Source organism: Niallia sp. FSL W8-0635, assembly GCF_038007965.1.
Classification (GTDB): domain Bacteria; phylum Bacillota; class Bacilli; order Bacillales; family Cytobacillaceae; genus Niallia.
The window spans coordinates 3577869-3597363 of record NZ_JBBOYD010000001.1 but is presented as its reverse complement, the minus strand read 5'-3'; the positions used below and the strand labels follow the sequence as shown (position 1 = coordinate 3597363).

Genomic DNA, 19495 nt, shown 5'->3' with positions numbered 1-19495 from the left:
GCCGCAAGTATCTGTTCAAGATCGTCATAAAATTAGTTTGAAGTTCTACCAAAAAGGGTAATTTACTAACAAATCAAGAGTCTTAAAGCATTAGTGACTTTAAATAAAGAAAAAACCCTCCAAGATAGAGGGGTTTTCAACAAGATGTTATTATTTTACTGTCTCTGGTACACTTAAGCCTAAACCTTCAGCAACTTTTGTGCCGTATTCAGGGTCTGCTTTGTAGAAGTGACCGATTTGACGAAGTTTGATTTCTTCTAATTCTACTGGTTTCATTGCGCCAACAATGTTTGCCACTAATCTTTCACGTTCTTCTGTAGACAATAAGCGATAAAGATCTCCTGCTTGTGTGTAATGATCGTTATGATCATATGCAACACTTTCTGCTACTCCAGATACTGCAAATGGAGTTGTTTTGTTTTCAGGTGTTTCTTTTGGACCGCTAAAGCTATTTGGCTCGTAATAAACAGAACCGCCACCATTGCCATCAAAGCGCATTTGGCCATCGCGTTGATAGTTATTTACTTCATTGCGAGGACGGTTAATTGGAAGTGCATTATGGTTTGCACCAACACGGTAACGATGTGCATCACTATAAGCAAATAAACGACCTTGTAGCATTTTATCAGGAGATACTTCTACACCAGGTACTAATGTTCCAGGAGAGAAAGTAGCTTGCTCCACTTCTGCAAAGTAGTTTTCTGGATTACGATTAAGTACCATACGACCTACTTCAATTAAAGGATAATCTTTTTGTGACCATACTTTTGTTACATCGAATGGATCAAAACGGTACGTATCTGCATCCTCTAATGGCATGATTTGAACATAAAGTGTCCAAGCAGGAAAATCTCCTTTTTCAATCGCATTAAATAAATCTTCTGTATGATAATCAGGATTTTCCCCAGCAAGCTTAGCAGCTAGATTTACATCAAGGTTTTTAACCCCTTGTTCTGTTTTGAAATGATATTTAACCCATACGCCTTCTCCATCTTCGTTCACCCATTTAAAGGTATGGCTTCCGAATCCGTGCATATGACGAAGTGTTGCAGGAATACCACGATCTGACATAAGAATGGATACTTGGTGTAGAGATTCAGGTGAGTGAGACCAGAAATCCCATACAGCTGTTGGGTTTTTTAAGTGTGTTTTTGGATCTCTTTTTTGTGTATGGATGAAATCAGGGAATTTAATTGCATCACGGATAAAGAATACAGGTGTATTGTTACCAACGATGTCATAATTTCCGTCTTCTGTATAAAATTTCACTGCAAATCCACGTGGATCACGAACAGTATCAGCAGAACCTAGTTCCCCAGCAACTGTTGAAAAACGAATGAACATTGGTGTTCTTTTGCCTACTTCAGATAGGAAGTTAGCTTTTGTGTATTTTGTTAAGTCATTTGTAACCTCAAAATAACCATGAGCTCCAGCCCCTTTAGCATGAACAACACGCTCCGGTACACGTTCTCTATTAAAATGAGCTAATTTTTCAAGTAAATGTACATCTTGTATTAATGTTGGCCCACGATGTCCAGCAGTAATAGAATTTTGGTTGTCCCCAACTGGTGCTCCCCAGCTAGTTGTTAATCGATTATTTGACATATAAAAATCACCTCATAATTTAGTTCTTTAGCATATGTATATTATAATATCATCTATAAATAAAAAATCAATATAATTTTATAATTATTATAAATAAGTTTTTGAGATTAATAATGTAAAAGGGTTTTATAAGTTAATAAGGCTAATAACTTGACAAAATGAAAGGGTTGAATGAAATGACTAATAGAGAATAGAAATGCATGAATGAGAATTAAGACGTAGAATAGAGCTGAATTTATCTTTGAGGAAGATTATCGTTTTATTCGCTACATTTTATGAAAGGAGTATCCGTTTTATTCCTAATAATCTGCTAGGATATAGACTGTATTTCCCTTATAATGAAAGAAAGATTTTTGGCGGACATAGATTATAGGGGGCTTGAAGTTGCAAAAGGAATTAGCGAAAGAGAAAAGTATTTTATTAATTGGATTTATGGGAGTAGGAAAAACAACGATTGGAAAGGCGTTAGCAAATAAACTTCAAAGGGACTTTGTCGATATTGATCATCAATTAGAAAAAGAATATAACATGACGGTGACCGAAATTTTTCATCATTATGGAGAGGAATTCTTTCGGAAAAAAGAGAAAGAGATGATTATAGCTTTATCCAAACAGACAAAAAAAGTTATATCTCTTGGGGGGGGAGCATTTTTACAAGAAGATATTCGGGAAAATTGTCTAGAAAATGGCATTGTCTTATATTTAGATATGCCTTTTAAAGCATGGAGGGAAAGAATTCCATTTATTATCGATAGTAGACCGGTGCTGCAAGGGAAATCAGAGGAAGAGATAAAGAAATTATTTAATGAGAGAAAGGCAATCTATGTTAACCATCATTTGAAAGTGAAATTGGATGGGAAAGAGCTAGTGGAAATAGTAGATTCCATTATAGACTCATTAGATCTTGTTTAAATAAAAGAGAGAAGAATGTTGTTGGAGGGAAAAAGGTGAGTAAAAGTGTAAAAGTGAGAGATGTTTTGATTGGTGAAGGTATACCGAAAATATGTGTTTCCCTTATTGGAAGATCAATCCAAGAACTAAGGGAAGAGGCAGTATTACTCAAGGAGCTTCCAATCGATATAATGGAGTGGCGTGTGGATTATTTTTCAGAAGTAGATAATATAAGCAGTGTGATAGAAGCTCTTCATCTATTAAGAAATACGGTTGGAAATATTCCCTTATTATTTACTTTTCGAACAGCTAATGAGGGTGGAGAAAGACAAATAGAGAAGGAGGCATATTTTCAGTTAAATAACAGAATGGTAGAAACAGGGCTGATTGATTTATTAGATTTGGAATTATTTATGGAAGAAGCAGCAATTGTAGAAACGATCAAGCAGGCGCATGGTCAGGAAATTAAAGTGATTCTATCTAACCATGATTTTGAAAAAACACCATCAAAGGCGGAAATAATTTCTCGATTACAGAAAGCAGAACAATTAGGTGCGGATATTCCGAAAATTGCGGTTATGCCTCAATCTGTTAAAGATGTTTTAACCTTACTAGACGCAACGGCAACGATGAAAGAAATGGATGGAAATTTACCGATTGTCACAATGTCTATGGGAGGAAAAGGAACTCTAAGTAGAATGGCAGGAGAAATATTTGGCTCTGCTATCACTTTTGCAGCAGCAAAAAAGGCATCAGCTCCAGGGCAAATTCCAATTGAAGAATTGAGGTATATATTAAATAGTTTACATAAAAGTTTATGACAAAGATTTCACATAAGGACCTAATGTAAATCGGTTCTTATGCGAAATCTTTTTTTAGTCTACTTCAGACGTTTTCTTTCAGCGAAATAATAAATTGGTAGCATTCAAAAGACATTTTTTCTATAAAACTTGATAAACGAAAGAAAAAGTTGGTACACTCAATTTTAAATGATACCCTGTAATGGAGAGGAAAAAAATGAACGTAAACGAAAAGTTAGCACATACAAAATCATTCTTTGCAACGCAAGAAACATTGTCCTATACATTCCGGATGGAGCAACTGGAAAAATTGAAAAATGCTATTTTAGAAAAAGAGCAAATATTAATAGAAGCCCTTCAGAAAGATTTGGGAAAACATCCTTTTGAGTCGTATACATCGGAAATTGGATTTGTGCTTAATAGCATAAGCCATACAATGAAACATTTGAAAAAATGGATGAAACCAAAAAAGGTAAGAAGTACATGGAGTCTATTCCCTTCCAAGGGAGAAATTCTTTACGAGCCATATGGAACAGTTCTAATTATTGGTCCTTTTAACTATCCATTTCAATTATTGATTGAACCATTAATTGGAGCAATTGCTGCAGGGAATTGCGCAATATTAAAGCCATCAGAGCTGGTACCAACTGTTTCAACTGTAGTAACAGAAATGATTAATACTACTTTTGAGCCTTCTTATATTTGTTCTATGGAAGGAGGAGTGGAGACAAATCAAGCATTAATACATGCCAACTTTGATTATCTTTTCTTTACAGGTAGCACGAAAGTAGGGAAAATCGTGATGGAAGCAGCGGCAGAGCATTTAACACCTATTACGTTAGAGCTTGGCGGAAAAAGTCCAGTTATTATAGATGAAACAGCAAATTTAACGATAGCAGCTAAGCGAATTATCTGGGGGAAGACGCTGAATGCAGGTCAAACTTGTGTGGCACCAGATTATATTATGGTCCATGAATCTGTCAAAGAGGCATTAATCGGTGAATTGAAAAAGACACTAATAAGTTATTTTGGAGAAAAGATTGAAGAGAGGGAAGATTTCGGCAGAATAGTAAGTGAACGACATTTTCTTCGCTTAAGAGATATGCTAGAAGCAGACCAAAAAGGCATTTTAATTGGAGGAAAGTATAGCATTGAAACACGATTTATGGAACCAACTGTACTTGATGCAACATGGGAATCTGCCACAATGCAAGAAGAAATATTTGGTCCGCTTTTACCAGTTTTAACGTACACAAAATTAGATGAAGCAATCGAATCAATAAAAAAGCTAGATAAGCCTTTGGCACTCTATCTATTTACGAATAGCAAGGAAACAGAAGAAAGGGTTATTCCGGCGATATCGTCAGGGGGAGTTTGTGTTAATGATGTACTGACGCATATTGTTCCTCCGAGTTTGCCTTTTGGTGGAGTTGGTGCGTCAGGGATGGGAGCTTACCACGGTGAATATAGTTTTACTACATTTTCTCATCAAAGAAGTATACTCAGAAAGAGCGTGAAAGTGGATATCCCTATTCTTTTTCCACCATATACAGAAAAAAAGGAAAAGATTATTCGTAAAGTGCTAAAGTAATGATCATTTAGGAGGACCTCTGTTGGTTAAAACACTACTAGAAGAAGCGAAAATATTTATTGATACAGCCTATAAGGAAATGAACAGATCAGAAGAAGAGATTGAAAAGCGAATAGCACAAGTGGAGAAAGCAATCGATGAAAAGGGCTACTATGAGCATACAGAGGAAGAATTAGTATATGGTGCTAAAATGGCTTGGCGCAACAGTAATCGCTGCATCGGTCGGTTGTTTTGGGAAAATCTACATGTACTAGATAAACGGCATGCTGAAACAGAAGAAGAAGTAAAAGAAGCCTTGTTTCATCATATTGCCTATGCAACAAATGGAGGAAAAATAAAGCCGACGATTACTATTTTTGAGCAAGAAAAAAGAGATTCTAGTATCCGAATATGGAATCATCAACTCATTCGTTATGCAGGATATGAAACAGAGAATGGAATCATTGGTGATCCAGATTCTATCGCTTTTACAAAAGAGTGCTTAAAGCTAGGTTGGATAGGAAAACAAACAAATTTTGATATCCTCCCCCTTGTCATTCAAAAAAATGGACAAAAGCCGAAGCTGTATGAAATCCCGAAAGAAATTATTTTAGAAGTACCTATTCAACATCCAGACTATTCATGGTTTGAAGAATTAGGCTTACAGTGGTATGCGGTGCCAATTATTTCTAGTATGCGCCTTGAAATTGGTGGTATTTCTTATACGGCGGCTCCATTTAATGGCTGGTATATGGGAACAGAAATTGGAGCAAGAAACTTGGCGGATGAGAATCGTTATAATATGCTTCCAACCATCGGGGAATGGCTTGGGCTCAACATGAAAAAGAATGCTACACTTTGGAAAGATAAAGCGTTAGTCGAATTAAATATTGCTGTATTAGATTCATTTCAAAAAGCAGGTGTAACGATTGTGGATCATCACACAGCTGCACAGCAATTTAAGACATTTGAGAATAAAGAAGCAGAAAAAGGGAGAGAAATTACTGGCAATTGGGCATGGCTAATTCCACCGCTATCTCCCGCAACAACCCATATTTTTCATAAAAGATACAATAATGAAGGCAAAAAACCCAATTATTTTAATCAAAAATATCCATTTATCTAAAAGATAGAGAGGAACTTAGTCTATCGATTAACGAGCTTAGTTCCCTCTAAATTCAGTAATACCAAACGTTTGATTATAATTATAACCATTAAAATAAATATCTAAATCATGAAAATATCGATGCAGATTTCGCATAGCGGCACGATCATCCGTTTCCACTATAACTTTAGCATTTGTAGCAATGTCCTCGATATCTTGTGCAATCTTATCATCGGAAACTTTGATATCTTTCATCTCTTCAAGAATGGATAGAGCGGCTTCTTTTTGTTCTTCGTAGCTAGTCGTTTCCAGTCTACCCCAACCTAATGTTTCATTATAAAAGTCATGCCAATTAGAAATAAATGTGTGTCCACTCGTGCCATCGGCCAAAGCAACAACTTCCTCATTGACAGGAGTATTGACTTTTTCTGTGTTAAAAGATTCTTCTACTTCGGCGGAAGCTTCCTTTACGACAGATCGTTCATTCTTTGTTTGTAAAGGTGAATTACTGTCAAATAGTGTTTGCATAATAAAAAAGGAAGAAACGCCGATTGCGGTAACGGAAAGTAGAATAATAATAGTCCAAGTCCAAAATTTCATCTGTAGAATATTCCCTCCTTTTGAAATACTCAACTATTAGTCTATCATTTGTAAAATATGAATTCAATGACTCAAAATGCATCAGCAAGCTAATAACAAATTTAACTACCTGCTTGCATAAATTCACTAAGCTTGGACAAGGTAACAAAAAAAGGAGTGTTTCGTATGGAAGGTGAAAGACATTTACCGATAGAATTTAGTAATCATATGCACGACTCGTTAACCCATTTACAAGAGAAAATTGGGGAACTTAAGCATACAATGAATGAAAAAGATTGCTGTATCTTAAATGATTTTGAAGAAGTAAATAAGTTATTTAAAAGTATTCACCATAGTACTGCTACCTTCTATTTGCAATTATATTTAGAGCCTTATACAAAGGATTTAGAAATTCTTACAGCATGTGCTCAATCTTTATCGGAAAAGCGACATGGTGCACTAATTGCCATTAAGCGCAATAATGAATTAGAAACACTTGTTCATTCTGGAATTCCTTTGCATGCAAAGTTATCTCCGTCTCTATTAGAAGCAATTTTCTACCCAGGTAATCCTTTGCACGATGGTGGGGTGTTGATCGAGGGAGATTCGATTATTTCAGCTGGAAATATTTTTCCTTCCTCTGTTCATTACAAGGGTAAGGAAAAATTAGGGACAAGACACCGTGCAGCCATTGGTTTAAGTGAGATATCTGATGCGTTAGTTATTGTCGTTTCCGAGGAAACAGGCAGAATATCGTTCGCCTTGGGGGGGGTTTTATATCCGATCCAACCTGGTGGAATAACCAGCTAGGATCGAACCATCTTAAGGTAGAGGAATCAAATTATATTTACGAAAATAGTAGTATATTTCCAAATGGAATTAAAATGTTTTTTGATTCTAAACTGAAAAAAGACCAATATTGGTCTTTTTAATTAAAGCTATAGGATATTCTTCAAGGTTTCTTGCAGCGTACCTCTTGTTTCAGCATTTTTTTCGAATTGAATGCCAGCATGCACCATTTTTTTCACTAACTCTGGCCTTAATCCAGTCAGAATAGCTTTGCAACCCATCATTGATATCCCTGCTAATATTTTTTCGAAGTAATCAATTACATCCATTTCCATTATGGCTATACCAGAAAGATCTATAACTAATATTTGGATTTTGGAATCTCCTATATCATTAAGTACCTTTTCCTCAATTACTTTAATTCTGTACGAATCAATATAACCGATTAACGGTAAAACGGAAATAGATTGTTTAATTGGAATAATTGGTACAGATAAATGTTCAACCATTTCTCTTTGTTTATGTAACATCTCATCCTTGTAGTGAGAATAGCTAAGAAAAAAGGTATTTAAAAATTGATCTATTTTTTCATTGAATATTTTTTCCATTCCGTAATAATCATCGCGATTTTTCATGATGTCTTTTTCTTCATCAATTATCCGTATAAAGTGCCAGAGCGTTCTTCGTATAGCTTGCACCCATTCAAGCTTTAATTCAAGCGTTAAAGAGTGTTTTGCCCATGCAATTCCTTCTACTTTCGCAAAAGAGATTAATTCTTCTTCCTTCTGATCGACTGTATAAAAAATTAATTTTTTGGCGTTTTTTAATAAATCGATGTTTCCTTTGTTTAATATGTCAGTAATCTTTGTTGATACATTTATTGCTTCCGTAAGAAGTTTTTGATTGAATGGAAATTCATTTTCATTAATGAATGTTTTTAATTCTTCCTTTATGTAAGTTATGGTATTCATTTTCCGCTACTCCCGTTTATTAATTGAGATAGAAAGCACTATTTTTCCGCTAGTAATTATTTTTAATATGTGGTATCTACCCTATTGTTTAGAAATTAAAACCTAAAATTTCATTTTTTTAAGAAAATAAAGAGTGGGGATGTAGCAAAGAATCTAGAATCTTAGGGGGACTTAATAGATAAATATTCCTTGCCTTTTACCATGCTGTTTATCCTATGTAAAGGTTTTCAAAAGTGAGGTACAATAGATTAAAAAAGGGAGTTGATGGAATATTGGTACATATCTTAACAAATGGTGTCTATCGTTTTTGTGAATGGGTAATGCGATTGGCTTATTTAAATATCCTATGGGGGTTTTTTACTGCTTTAGGATTTGGTTTATTTGGGTGGATGCCAGCAAGTATAGCAATGTTTTCTATTACAAAAAAATGGGTCAACAGAGAGACTGATATTGCTATATTCCCAGTATTCTGGAATAGCTACAAGGAAAATTGGCGGAAAGGGAATATCCTTGGGATGATTTGTACAATGATTTTCTTATTATTTTACATTGATTTTCGGATTATCAGTGATTTGGGTCAAACATTCCCTATTATTCTCTTTCTTGGTTTATTTCTATACTTTATGACTACTTTCTTTTATCTTCTACCAATCTTCACCTATTATGAACTTAGATTATTTGAGTATCTAAAATATGCTTTTTTTATTGGATTTTTACGTCCACTTCATACATTAGGAATTTTTCTAGCCGTGTTTTGCGTTACTTTAATTGCTTCCCTACATATTACGCTTCTATTGTTTTTCAGTGTTAGTTCCAGTGCATTTGTTATTACATGGATTGCAGGGAAAGCGTTTGTTAGTATAGATAGTCGTTTGCAAAGGCTCAACCAGGATCGAACTATTTGAAGCAAAGAGGAGCTCAGATATGAAAAACTGGTTTATTTCTATTCTCAATAAATATAAGCAGCTGAAAATTAAAAACAAGCTCATTCTAACGATCTTATTAATCATGATAGGATCTTTATCCTTTATCTTAGTTGGATTCCAATATGCATTTCATGTATACGATCAACAATATTATCAAAAGACGACTGAAGTATTACATATGTCCTCCAACCAATTAGAAAAAGAATTAAAGAATATTGAAGAGATATCCTTTTCGGTTATGACAGATAATAAGATTCAAAGAATTTTGGCGGAAGTAAAAAAGAATGATAATCCATACGAGCGATACCAGCTGGAAAATGAACTTTGGGATTTAATGACTGATTATGTTGGGTCTTCTAAGTATATTCATTCTATTCATTTGCTAGATGTAAATGGAGCAGAGTACCGTGCTGGAGGATTTTCTTCGCCAATCATCTATAATCAGAAGGAGAAATGGATAGAGATTGCAGAGGAAAATAACGGAGCGAACCAATGGGTAACAGAAACAACTAGTAACAAAATTTTTGCAATACGTAAAATAAGAGCACATAAAAATTTGAGTTTAGACAACTTAGGTACGCTCCTAATGCAAGTGAATCTAGACAGAATTGTGGAAGATAGTATATCTGAAGAAAATAAACAGACAAATAATATGATGATTAGTAGTGACACAAATCGTTTTTTTTACAAAGATTCCTCAATAGAGCTTGAGAAAATCCCATATTTACCGAAAACGGAAGTCGGTTATCAAATTAGAACTATTAAAGGCAAGAAATACTTTATTACTCATTCTACGAGTTCTCACGTTAGCTGGGTTTACTGGAACATTGTCTCATTTGATTCTATTATTTCGAAAGTGAAAACAACTAAATACGTCATGGTAGGTATTTTCCTGCTTTTGAATGGCTTGGTTTTATTGATGGCAATTGTTTTCTCCGGTAAATTGACTAAACCAATTGAACAGCTTGTGCTAGCAATGAAAAATGTTCAAAAAGGTAACTTATCCATTACTAATGTGTTAAAACCAGCAGACTCAAAGGATGAAGTTGGTATTCTTACGAATCATTTTATTTTGATGATTAACCGCATAAATAGATTGATAAAAGAAAATTACGAGACGCAGCTTTTGATTAAAGATACAGAGTTTAAGGCATTGCAGGCACAAATTAATCCCCACTTTTTATACAATACCTTGGAGACGATTAATTGGCAGGCAAAAATAAATGGGCAAAAGGATATTTCAAGCATGGTGGAGTCTTTAGGCTATCTAATGCGAAATGCCATGAAGATGAAAAATGATGTTGTGCCACTTGAAGAAGAAATTTTCATCGTTTCCCATTATATAAGAATTCAAAAATATCGTTTTGGAGATCGATTAGTTTTTCGTGAAGAAATTTCGCCAAATACAAAAAATTGCTATATTCCTAAATTTATGATTCAGCCACTTGTGGAAAATGCGGTTCATTATGCCCTTGAAAGAATGATAGAGACCTGCGAAATAAATGTGCAAGCCTTTTTAAAGGAGAACATCCTTCATATTATTGTAGAAGATAATGGTCCTGGAATGGAGGAAGCATTATTAGAACGGGTTCTGAAACAGGAAGGGAAAGCAAAAGGAAATGGAATTGGATTATCTAATATCGATGCTAGAATCAAGCTTTTATATGGAGATGCATTTGGCTTAACGATCAAAAGCAAAGCAGGAATGGGAACGAAGGTATGTCTAAGCATTCCAAATGAATGGCGGTGATGGTTTGTATAAAGTTATTTTAGTGGACGATGAAAGAATCATATTAGACGGTATTGCAAGCATCATTAACTGGGAAATGCTCGAAACTACGTTAGTAGGAAAAGCTGCTAATGGGATGGAGGCTTATCAGTTAATCACTGATTTGCGACCACATATTGTCATATGTGATATTAAAATGCCTGGTATGAATGGAATTGAATTAGTTTCGAAAATATCCGTAGAATTCCCTTCTATTCATTTTATCCTTTTATCGGGATTTTCGGAGTTTCATTATGCAAAAAAAGCAATGGAGTTTGGGGTGAAGCATTATTTACTAAAGCCTTGTAATGAGTTTCAAATTATGGAAGCGATTGAGCAGACTATTAGAGAGATTCATATCACAGAAAAAAGAGAGTCTCATTTAAAAGAATTGAGAAAGAAGATGGACACTGTTCAGCCCTTTGTAAAAAAACAATTATTGACAGAACTTGTTACAAGTAAGAAGTCTGAGAAAAAGACTTTAGCTTATTATGAAAGACTTTTTCGCATTAAATTAGAGAATAAGCAAATTTGTGTAGTGCTATTTCATTTAGAGAAAGAATTCACCTATGAACATTTATTTATGCTGGAGAATATCGGAAACGATATTTTTGAGGCCCCCATTCTTTCATCCAATATCGGAGAATATATTTTGTTCTTGTTAGATCAAAGTAATAGCCAAGAAGATTTACAAGAAAGAATGGAGCAAATTCGAAAAAATTTTTATGCTGTCTATGAAATGGATATGACTATTGCTGTCAGCAGAGTGGGACCTATTACACAAACAAAAAAGCTTTATCAAGAAGCATTAGAATGTCTCAGTTATCGTTTTTATTTAGAAGAAGGCAGTATTATCACGAAAGAAGATATTCAGGAAGAACAAGAAACCGATAGTTTTGATTTTGATGAATTGCAAGTGTTTTTACAAATAAAGTCAGGTAATTGGGACATGGTCGAAAAGGAAATGGACGACGTATTCTATCAGCTTGCAGCTAAACGAGATCCCATTCATTTGACAAGAGCCTATGTCATTCAGCTTTTCCTTGCTATCATTCAAACCTGCTATGGCAAAAAACTTTCCGAATATATGAGGGAAATTCCTTATTTGCTGGAAGCAAAGACTATTCAGGAGATGAAGGATTTTCTTCTTCGCCATACAAAAGATATCACCTTTTCTTATTATGATAAACATAAGTCTTCACAGTCCTTTTTAATGGAGAAAATAAAAGAAATAGTTGATCAGGAATTGAGTAATCCTGTTCTTTCTTTGAAATGGGTAGCTAAACAAGTCTATATGAATGCAGATTATTTAGGAAAGCTCTTTAAACAAGAAACGGGAGAAAAGTTTTCGAGTTATGTAACGAGAATGAGAGTAAACAGAGCGATTGAAGAAATAAAAAACACGGATGATGTCAAAATTTTTGCACTTGCAGAAATGATTGGGTTTGGCGATAATCCCCAATATTTTAGCCGAGTTTTTAAAAAGCATACTGGATATACCCCATCTGAATTTAAAAATGCAAATTAAAAAAGAACTCCTAATCATTTTGTAGAGAATGGATTAGGAGATTTTTTTTGGAAACCTCTATTTTTTAAACAAGAAATCTCTGCTTTTTCCATTCCATGAAAGATAAATAACGCGTAAAATCTTAATGAAAGCACTTACAATACAAAAAGAAGAGGGGGATTGGATGAAGAAAATTCTCGTTTTAGCATTAAGTTTGTTTATGGTCACGGCATTTAGCGGTTGTAGTTCAACGAGCAGTAATGATTCAGGAGGTGATGATGGCAATGAAAAAGTTACCCTTCGCTTTGCATGGTGGGGTGGGCAGCCACGTCATGATTATACAACGAAAGTCATTGAAATGTATGAAAAGGAAAATCCAAATGTCAATATCGAGCCAGAATTTGCAAACTGGGATGACTATTGGAAAAAGCTAGCTCCTCAAGCAGCTGCCAACCAATTACCTGATATTATTCAAATGGATATGGCCTATTTATCCCAATATGGAGAAAAAGGTCAGTTAGAAGATTTAACACCATATTTAGAAAATGGGACAATAGATACTTCGAATATTCCTGAAAATAATATTTCCGGAGGGAAAATCAAAGATCACCTTTACGGATTGCCAGCTGGCATGAACGTATTGTCGGTAATTTCTAATGATCAGCTTTTGAAAGATGCGGGAATTGAGATTAATAGCCAAACATGGACATGGGAGGATTATGAAAAAGTAGCATTGCAGTTACAAGAAAAACTAGGGATATATGGATCGAACGGGATGCATCCCCCAGATGTGTTCTTCCCGTACTATTTAAGAACACAGGGAGAACGTTTTTATAAGGAAGATGGTACAGGATTAGCTTATACGGATGATCAATTATTTGTTGATTATTTTGAAAGACAATTGCGTTTAATTAATGGAAAGGCATCGCCAACGCCTGATGAACAAGCACAAATTAAAGGGATGGAAGATGACTTTATTGTAAAAGGTGCAACTGGATTCACATGGAACTGGTCTAACCAATACTTAGCATTCTCGCAATTAACGGAAGCGCCATTAACAATTAATTTACCGCCAGAACAAGAAAAGGAAAGTGCTTTATTCTTAAAGCCTAGTATGCTATTTTCGATTCCAAAAAGTTCAAAGGTAAAAGAAGAGGCTGCTAAATTTATTGATTACTTTGTGAATAACATTGAAGCAAATAAAATCATTAAAGGAGAAAGAGGAGTCCCTGTTTCAACGGAAGTATCAGACGCTATTAAGTCAGAGCTTAACGAATCGGAGACGAAAATTGTGGAATACGTAGAAGCTGCAGCACAGCATGCAAGCGAAGCAGATCCACCTGATCCAATTGGCAGTGCGGAAGTAATGAAGGCATTAAAGGATGTTTCCGATCAAATCCTCTTTAAACAAATCAAACCAGAAGAAGGAGCAAAGAAATTTAGAGACCAAGCAAATGAAATATTAGGGAGAAATAAATAGTATTCCGTTTGTTATAACAAATGCACGAAGAGTTCCCATTTGAATGATTCGTGCTCTATTTCTAATGGAGAAAGGAGTTGTGTTTGCAATGAAGTCTCGCGCATTTAAAGACAATTTGTCAGGATACGCATTTATCTCGCCATTTATTATTGGGTTTACTGCCTTTACCGTTGTGCCAATGCTAATTTCTTTATATTTATCCTTCACGAATTATGATCTATTTACAACTCCAAAATGGATAGGGCTTGCCAACTATAAAGAAATGTTCTTTGGAGATGAAAAGTTTTGGAAGTCCTTAAGTGTAACTTTTTATTATGTCCTAGCGGGTGTTCCCCTTCGTCTTATGTTTGCTCTTTTTGTTGCGATGCTCTTAAATCAAAGCAGAAAAGGAATCGGGATTTACCGTGTGCTCTTTTACTTGCCGTCCATCATCGGCGGCAGTGTGGCAGTTGCTATTATGTGGCGTAATATTTTTGGCAATGATGGTGTGATAAATGCTTTATTATTCTTTATGGGCATTGATAAAAAAATCCTCTGGTATCAAGATCCGACTAGTGCATTATGGACATTGATTTTGCTTGCAGTATGGCAGTTTGGCTCATCGATGCTTATTTTCCTTGCAGGATTAAAGAATATTCCACCAACTTTCTATGAAGCAGCTAGCGTTGATGGAGCAAGTGCTGCACATAAATTCTTTAAAATTACGCTTCCGCTGTTAAGTCCGATTATCTTCTTTAATCTTGTCATGCAAACCATTTCTGCATTTATGACTTTTACACCTGCTTATATTATTTCTAAAGGGGAAGGCGGTCCTCTAGATGGAACCCTGCTTTACCCATTATATTTATTCCAAAAAGCATTTAACTTTTTTCAAATGGGATATGCATCTGCAATGGCATGGGTCATGCTGATTATTGTTGGATTAACGACTCTCATTTTATTTAAGACTTCATCCTTATGGGTTTATTATGAATCGAAGGAGGATTGACGAAATTGGAGACATATAAACAAACAACTACAAATATAATCGAGCCAAATATAGAGAAGAAAAGCAAAAGACTAAAACCAAAAAAGTTTCTATTTCATATTGTGACAAGTGCTATTGCATTAATCATGCTTTATCCAGTCATTTGGCTAATCGTGAGTTCCTTTAAGGAAAGTTCTTCCATCTTTGTGACCGCTCATTCCCTTATTCCTGAAAAATTTATATGGACGAATTATGCTGATGGCTGGAAGGGGATTGCGGGGCAATCCTTTGGTACCTTTATTAAAAATTCATTGATTATTGTTGGGCTTTCCACAATAGGAGCAGTCGTGTCCTCATCATTAATTGCTTATGGATTTGCAAGAATACAATTTAAAGGAAAAAGCTTTTGGTTTGCATGCATGATGGTAACGATGATGCTTCCGCATGAAGTGTTAATGATTCCTCAATATATTATTTTTGCTAAAATTGGCTGGATTAATAGCTTTAAACCAATTATTGTTCCCCAATTTTTCGGGCATGCCTTTTTTATCTTTTTAATTGTCCAGTTTATTCGGACGATACCTGTCGAGTTAGATGAAGCAGCTAGAATAGATGGCTGTGGTCGCTTTAGTATATTTTTTCGGATTATTTTGCCTTTGATCACCCCAGCCTTAGCTACTTCCGCTATTTTCTCATTTTATTGGAAATGGGAAGATTTAATTAATCCGGTTTTATATTTAAACAAGGCAGAGTTATACCCTGTTTCTTTAGCGTTAAAGCTATTTCTAGATACAGAATCTGCATCAAACTGGGGAGCAATGTTTGCAATGTCGGTAGTTTCCTTAGTACCTGTCATTTTAGTATTCTTCCTTTTTCAGAAATATATTGTGGAAGGTATTAGTACGAGTGGCTTGAAATAAGTAGATTGGATGAGCTTTTCAGAACAAAATCTATTGGATAACCAAGCTTTTTTTATGGAGGGAATAGAAATGGTTGATACTAAAAGAATAGTGGATAAACAAGATGTGATTGCTTCAATAAATAAATTGATGGGAAATCTAGCTAGTATTAAGGATCAAACTGGTGAGTATTTGCTGCACTTTGATGGAGTAGTTGTAGATGATAAGAGCTGGGAGGTATGGAATTGGCCGCAAGGTGTAGGTCTATATGGAATTTATAACTATTGGAAATTATCAAATGATTCAAAAGCAAAGCAAATAATGACAGACTGGTATACAAAGCGATTAGAAGAAGGGGCTCCACCGAAAAATGTCAATACGATGGCACCATTACTTACATTAGCCTATTTATATGAAGAAACAAAAGATCAAACATACCTGCCTTATTTAAATGCATGGGCTGACTGGGTTTTATATGATATGCCAAGAACAAGAGAAGACGGTTTACAGCATATGACGTACGGGCCTGAAAATAAAAATCAGCTATGGGACGATACTTTAATGATGACTGTCTTGCCTCTCGCAAAAATCGGTAAACTCCTTCATAACCAAGCCTATATAGAAGAAGCGAAAAAGCAATTTCTTATTCATATCAAATATCTTTCTGATAGAAAAACAGGTCTATGGTATCACGGCTGGACGTTTGAAGGGGATCACCATTTTGCAGAAGCATTGTGGGCAAGAGGAAATTGCTGGATTACCATTGCCATCCCTGAAATAATTGACATGCTAGATTTGCCAGAGGGTGATTTTTTTCGCGAATATTTGCTAGAAACATTAACTAGACAGATAGAGTCATTGAAAGAGTATCAACATGAATCTGGGATGTGGCATACGTTAATAAACGACCGTACCTCTTATTTAGAAGCCTCTGCAACAGCAGGTTTTGCTTATGGAATCCTAAAGTCTGTTCACAAACGATATATTGGAACGGAATATAAAGAGGTTGCGCTAAAAGCTGTCCATGCAATCATGGAAGAAATAAATGAACAAGGAGCATTACAAAAAGTTTCAGTTGGGACTGGAATGGGAGATACACTTGATTTTTATCGCCAAATTCCGATGACTACGATGCCATACGGACAATCCTTGGCAATTTTATGTTTATCTGAATTTTTATATAGCTATTGCTAACATTATTTTGTTATAAAAGGAGGAGATAGGACTTGCAAAAGTTATATCATGGTGCAGCATTTTACCCTGAATTATGGGGAACAGAGATTGTGGAAGAAGACATTCTTCATATGCAAAAAATTGGCATAAATGTAGTGCGGATAGGGGAATTTATTTGGTCTTATATCGAACCAAATGAAGGAGAAATTGATATTTCATTTTTGGTCGATATTATTAAGCGATTAAAAGACCATGGAATTGATACGGTAATGTGTACGCCGACAGCAACTCCGCCAATCTGGATGTCTTATCAACATCCTGAACGAATGCATGTAGATAAAGAAGGAACGGTTATGAGTCACGGAGCAAGACAGCATATTTGCACAAATAATGCCTATTTCAGAAAGAGAGCAGCAATCATAACAGAGGCACTTGCAGAAGGATTAGGGAAATTGCCTGGTATCATTGGCTGGCAGCTAGATAACGAATTTAAATGTCATGTAGGGGAGTGCTATTGTGAGACCTGTAAAGCTCAATGGCATTCCTTTCTAAAACAAAAATATCAAACAATTGAACAGTTAAACACTGCGTGGGGTACACAAATATGGAGCCAGTATTATCAAAGCTTTGAACAAATTCCTCAGCCCACTGCGACACCTTTCTTGCACAATGCTTCTTTGTCAACCATATATAAACGGTTTACACATGAGAAAATTACAGAATTTGCAAACGAGCAAGCCGCCATTATCCGCCGATATTCAGACGCCCCTATTACACATAATGCGACAGTCTTTTTTGATTTAGATCAATCACTGCTATTTGAAAATCTTGATTTTGCATCGTTTGATACATATGCAGTTAAAGAAAATATCAGTTCTTTTTTTATGCTATGTGATCTATATAGGAATATAAAGAAAGACACTCCATTTTGGCTGATGGAAACAAGTACTTCCTTTAGTGCATCTCTTGAAAGATATGCAAGTCCACATCCAGATGGATATTTACAAGCAGAGGCTACGTATGCATACGCGGCTGGGGCAGAAGGCTTTTGCTACTGGCTTTGGAGACAGCAGCGCACCGGCTGTGAGATTACGCATGGTTCTGTTGTTAGTGCTTGGGGGCAACCAACCATTGGATATACTAATGTTTTGGAGGTGGAAAGAATTCGAAAAGAACTAGAACCATTCCTTCTTTCCACCAAGCCTATGCAAGCTGAGGTAGCAGTTTGCTATTCCGATCGTGCAAAAGCATATTTTCAAACAGAACCATTCAACGGTATTCAATATAAACAAATTGTAACCAGCTTCTATGAACGATTTATTTCATTAGGCATTCATCGAGACTTAATCATGGAACAAGCGGATTTAGACGGTTATAAGTTATTGTTTACGCCGTTTATCCCTTATCTTTCCTCTGAATATATACAGAGGGCAATAGAGTTTGTAGAAAAGGGAGGGATATGGATTGTTGGTCCTCTTTCTGGTGGCCGCACGATAAACCATACAAATCATACAGACTGTGCGCTTGGTGAACTAGAGAAGCAAGTTGGTGTCCATGCCTTATTTACGAATCCGTTAGATGGAACAAATACTTACGGGGAAGCATTTGGAATAACAGCTGAATTAGGACTATGGAGTACAATCTTTGATACAGAGAACGGAGAGAATATAGGGCTGATCAAAGAAGGATTAGGTGCTGGAAAAGCTTTTATAAAAGAAACAAAAAAAGGTAAAGGGAAGATTATCATGCTTGGCAGCTTGCCGGTGGGACAACAGGGAGAAAAAATGATAGAAGCATTAATCCAACATTATGTAAGGCAAGCAGCAATTAAAATGGAAATAAAAACTACTCCAGGCACTGTTATGATTCCAAGAGTAGATAAGGATGCCTCTTATTATGTCATTGTTAATATGGATGGGAAAACTGGTAAGGTAACACTACCGAAAAAGAGTATGGTATGGAAAAGTAATCAAATCCTAGAAAGAGGGACATATGAAATTCCGCCATATAACTATAGAGTAATAAAGTACTGTTTTTAGATTTTAAAGGCTCCTAATAGACTGTAAAAATATAAAGGCTTATTAGGAGCTTTTTGAAATTTGTTATGAAGGTGCTATTATTCCTACTTATTAAAAGCTAGTACTAAGTAACCAATTTATTAAAATAAGACAAACAACAAAATAAAATAGCTTGAAAATGACGGTTGCTATTTAATGGGAGATATCTTATAATCAAAATTAACAACGTTGTTATTTTTCAATTCTTTTTTTGTTCACTATTGAAACCGCTTTATAATTATCGGTTTTACCTCGTTTTATTATTTCAATTCATCTTGGCTATAACATTATTAAACTGTAAAAAGTATATTCCTTTAAAATGAAATCGTTTACTAACAGAATGAGCATACTATCATTATCAAGGTTTTATCGTTTTGACACTCTTTCCTTATTCAAAAGGGTATTTTA

General features: G+C 35.3%; 16 protein-coding genes. 13 read left to right on the top strand and 3 right to left on the bottom strand.

Annotated elements, in window-relative coordinates:
* Positions 1 to 150 precede the first annotated feature (150 nt).
* Positions 151 to 1605 carry a catalase KatA gene (gene katA, locus NYE52_RS17355; protein ID WP_312092582.1) on the bottom strand — a complete coding sequence of 485 codons (1455 nt, stop codon included), beginning with the start codon at positions 1603 to 1605 and terminating at the stop codon, positions 151 to 153.
* A 384-nt stretch (positions 1606 to 1989) separates the two neighbouring features.
* Here katA and NYE52_RS17350 point away from each other — a divergent pair, with 384 nt between their 5' ends.
* The 4 genes from NYE52_RS17350 to NYE52_RS17335 all read left to right on the top strand — a co-directional run bounded on the left by NYE52_RS17350 (position 1990) and on the right by NYE52_RS17335 (position 5992).
* A complete protein-coding gene (locus NYE52_RS17350) occupies positions 1990 to 2517 on the top strand; it encodes a shikimate kinase (RefSeq protein WP_341194197.1) in 528 nt (175 codons plus the stop codon).
* A 35-nt stretch (positions 2518 to 2552) separates the two neighbouring features.
* Complete coding sequence (gene aroD, locus NYE52_RS17345; protein ID WP_341194196.1) at positions 2553 to 3317, top strand: type I 3-dehydroquinate dehydratase; 765 nt, start codon at positions 2553 to 2555, stop codon at positions 3315 to 3317.
* A 196-nt stretch (positions 3318 to 3513) separates the two neighbouring features.
* Positions 3514 to 4887, top strand: coding sequence for an aldehyde dehydrogenase (locus NYE52_RS17340; RefSeq protein WP_341194195.1), 1374 nt, complete (start codon positions 3514 to 3516; stop codon positions 4885 to 4887).
* A 22-nt stretch (positions 4888 to 4909) separates the two neighbouring features.
* Positions 4910 to 5992 (top strand): nitric oxide synthase oxygenase, encoded by a 1083-nt coding sequence (locus NYE52_RS17335; protein ID WP_341194194.1) that lies wholly within the window; start codon positions 4910 to 4912, stop codon positions 5990 to 5992.
* Between the two features lie 36 nt (positions 5993 to 6028).
* Here the strand turns inward: NYE52_RS17335 and NYE52_RS17330 are convergent, their stop codons facing one another.
* A complete protein-coding gene (locus tag NYE52_RS17330) occupies positions 6029 to 6571 on the bottom strand; it encodes a hypothetical protein (protein WP_341194193.1) in 543 nt (180 codons plus the stop codon).
* Positions 6572 to 6736: 165 nt separating this feature from the next.
* On the opposite strand from NYE52_RS17330, the gene cdaS reads away from it, so the two are divergent.
* Positions 6737 to 7360, top strand: a complete 624-nt coding sequence (cdaS, locus tag NYE52_RS17325) for a sporulation-specific diadenylate cyclase CdaS (protein ID WP_341194192.1) — start codon at positions 6737 to 6739, stop codon at positions 7358 to 7360.
* 128 nt (positions 7361 to 7488) lie between these two features.
* Here cdaS and NYE52_RS17320 read toward each other — a convergent pair whose 3' ends face one another.
* A complete protein-coding gene (locus NYE52_RS17320; RefSeq protein WP_341194191.1) occupies positions 7489 to 8310 on the bottom strand; it encodes an STAS domain-containing protein in 822 nt (273 codons plus the stop codon).
* 272 nt (positions 8311 to 8582) lie between these two features.
* Here NYE52_RS17320 and NYE52_RS17315 point away from each other — a divergent pair, with 272 nt between their 5' ends.
* The 8 genes from NYE52_RS17315 to NYE52_RS17280 all read left to right on the top strand — a co-directional run bounded on the left by NYE52_RS17315 (position 8583) and on the right by NYE52_RS17280 (position 19069).
* Entirely contained in the window at positions 8583 to 9215 is a 633-nt protein-coding gene (locus tag NYE52_RS17315; RefSeq protein WP_341194190.1) for a YesL family protein, read from the top strand.
* Between the two features lie 19 nt (positions 9216 to 9234).
* Positions 9235 to 10986 carry a cache domain-containing sensor histidine kinase gene (locus tag NYE52_RS17310; RefSeq protein WP_341194189.1) on the top strand — a complete coding sequence of 584 codons (1752 nt, stop codon included), beginning with the start codon at positions 9235 to 9237 and terminating at the stop codon, positions 10984 to 10986.
* A gap of 4 nt (positions 10987 to 10990) precedes the next feature.
* The gene (locus NYE52_RS17305; RefSeq protein WP_341194188.1) at positions 10991 to 12532 is read left to right on the top strand and encodes a response regulator transcription factor; all 1542 of its coding nucleotides are present in this window, start codon (positions 10991 to 10993) and stop codon (positions 12530 to 12532) included.
* A gap of 163 nt (positions 12533 to 12695) precedes the next feature.
* Positions 12696 to 13991 carry an ABC transporter substrate-binding protein gene (locus NYE52_RS17300; protein WP_341194187.1) on the top strand — a complete coding sequence of 432 codons (1296 nt, stop codon included), beginning with the start codon at positions 12696 to 12698 and terminating at the stop codon, positions 13989 to 13991.
* An 88-nt stretch (positions 13992 to 14079) separates the two neighbouring features.
* A complete protein-coding gene (locus NYE52_RS17295; RefSeq protein ID WP_341194186.1) occupies positions 14080 to 14979 on the top strand; it encodes a carbohydrate ABC transporter permease in 900 nt (299 codons plus the stop codon).
* Positions 14980 to 15014: 35 nt separating this feature from the next.
* Positions 15015 to 15878 (top strand): carbohydrate ABC transporter permease, encoded by an 864-nt coding sequence (locus NYE52_RS17290; protein ID WP_341195219.1) that lies wholly within the window; start codon positions 15015 to 15017, stop codon positions 15876 to 15878.
* A gap of 69 nt (positions 15879 to 15947) precedes the next feature.
* Positions 15948 to 17051: a beta-galactosidase BglB gene (bglB, locus tag NYE52_RS17285; RefSeq protein WP_341194185.1), complete on the top strand. Its 1104-nt coding sequence runs from the start codon at positions 15948 to 15950 to the stop codon at positions 17049 to 17051.
* 32 nt (positions 17052 to 17083) lie between these two features.
* Positions 17084 to 19069: a beta-galactosidase gene (locus NYE52_RS17280; RefSeq protein WP_341194184.1), complete on the top strand. Its 1986-nt coding sequence runs from the start codon at positions 17084 to 17086 to the stop codon at positions 19067 to 19069.
* Positions 19070 to 19495 lie beyond the last annotated feature (426 nt).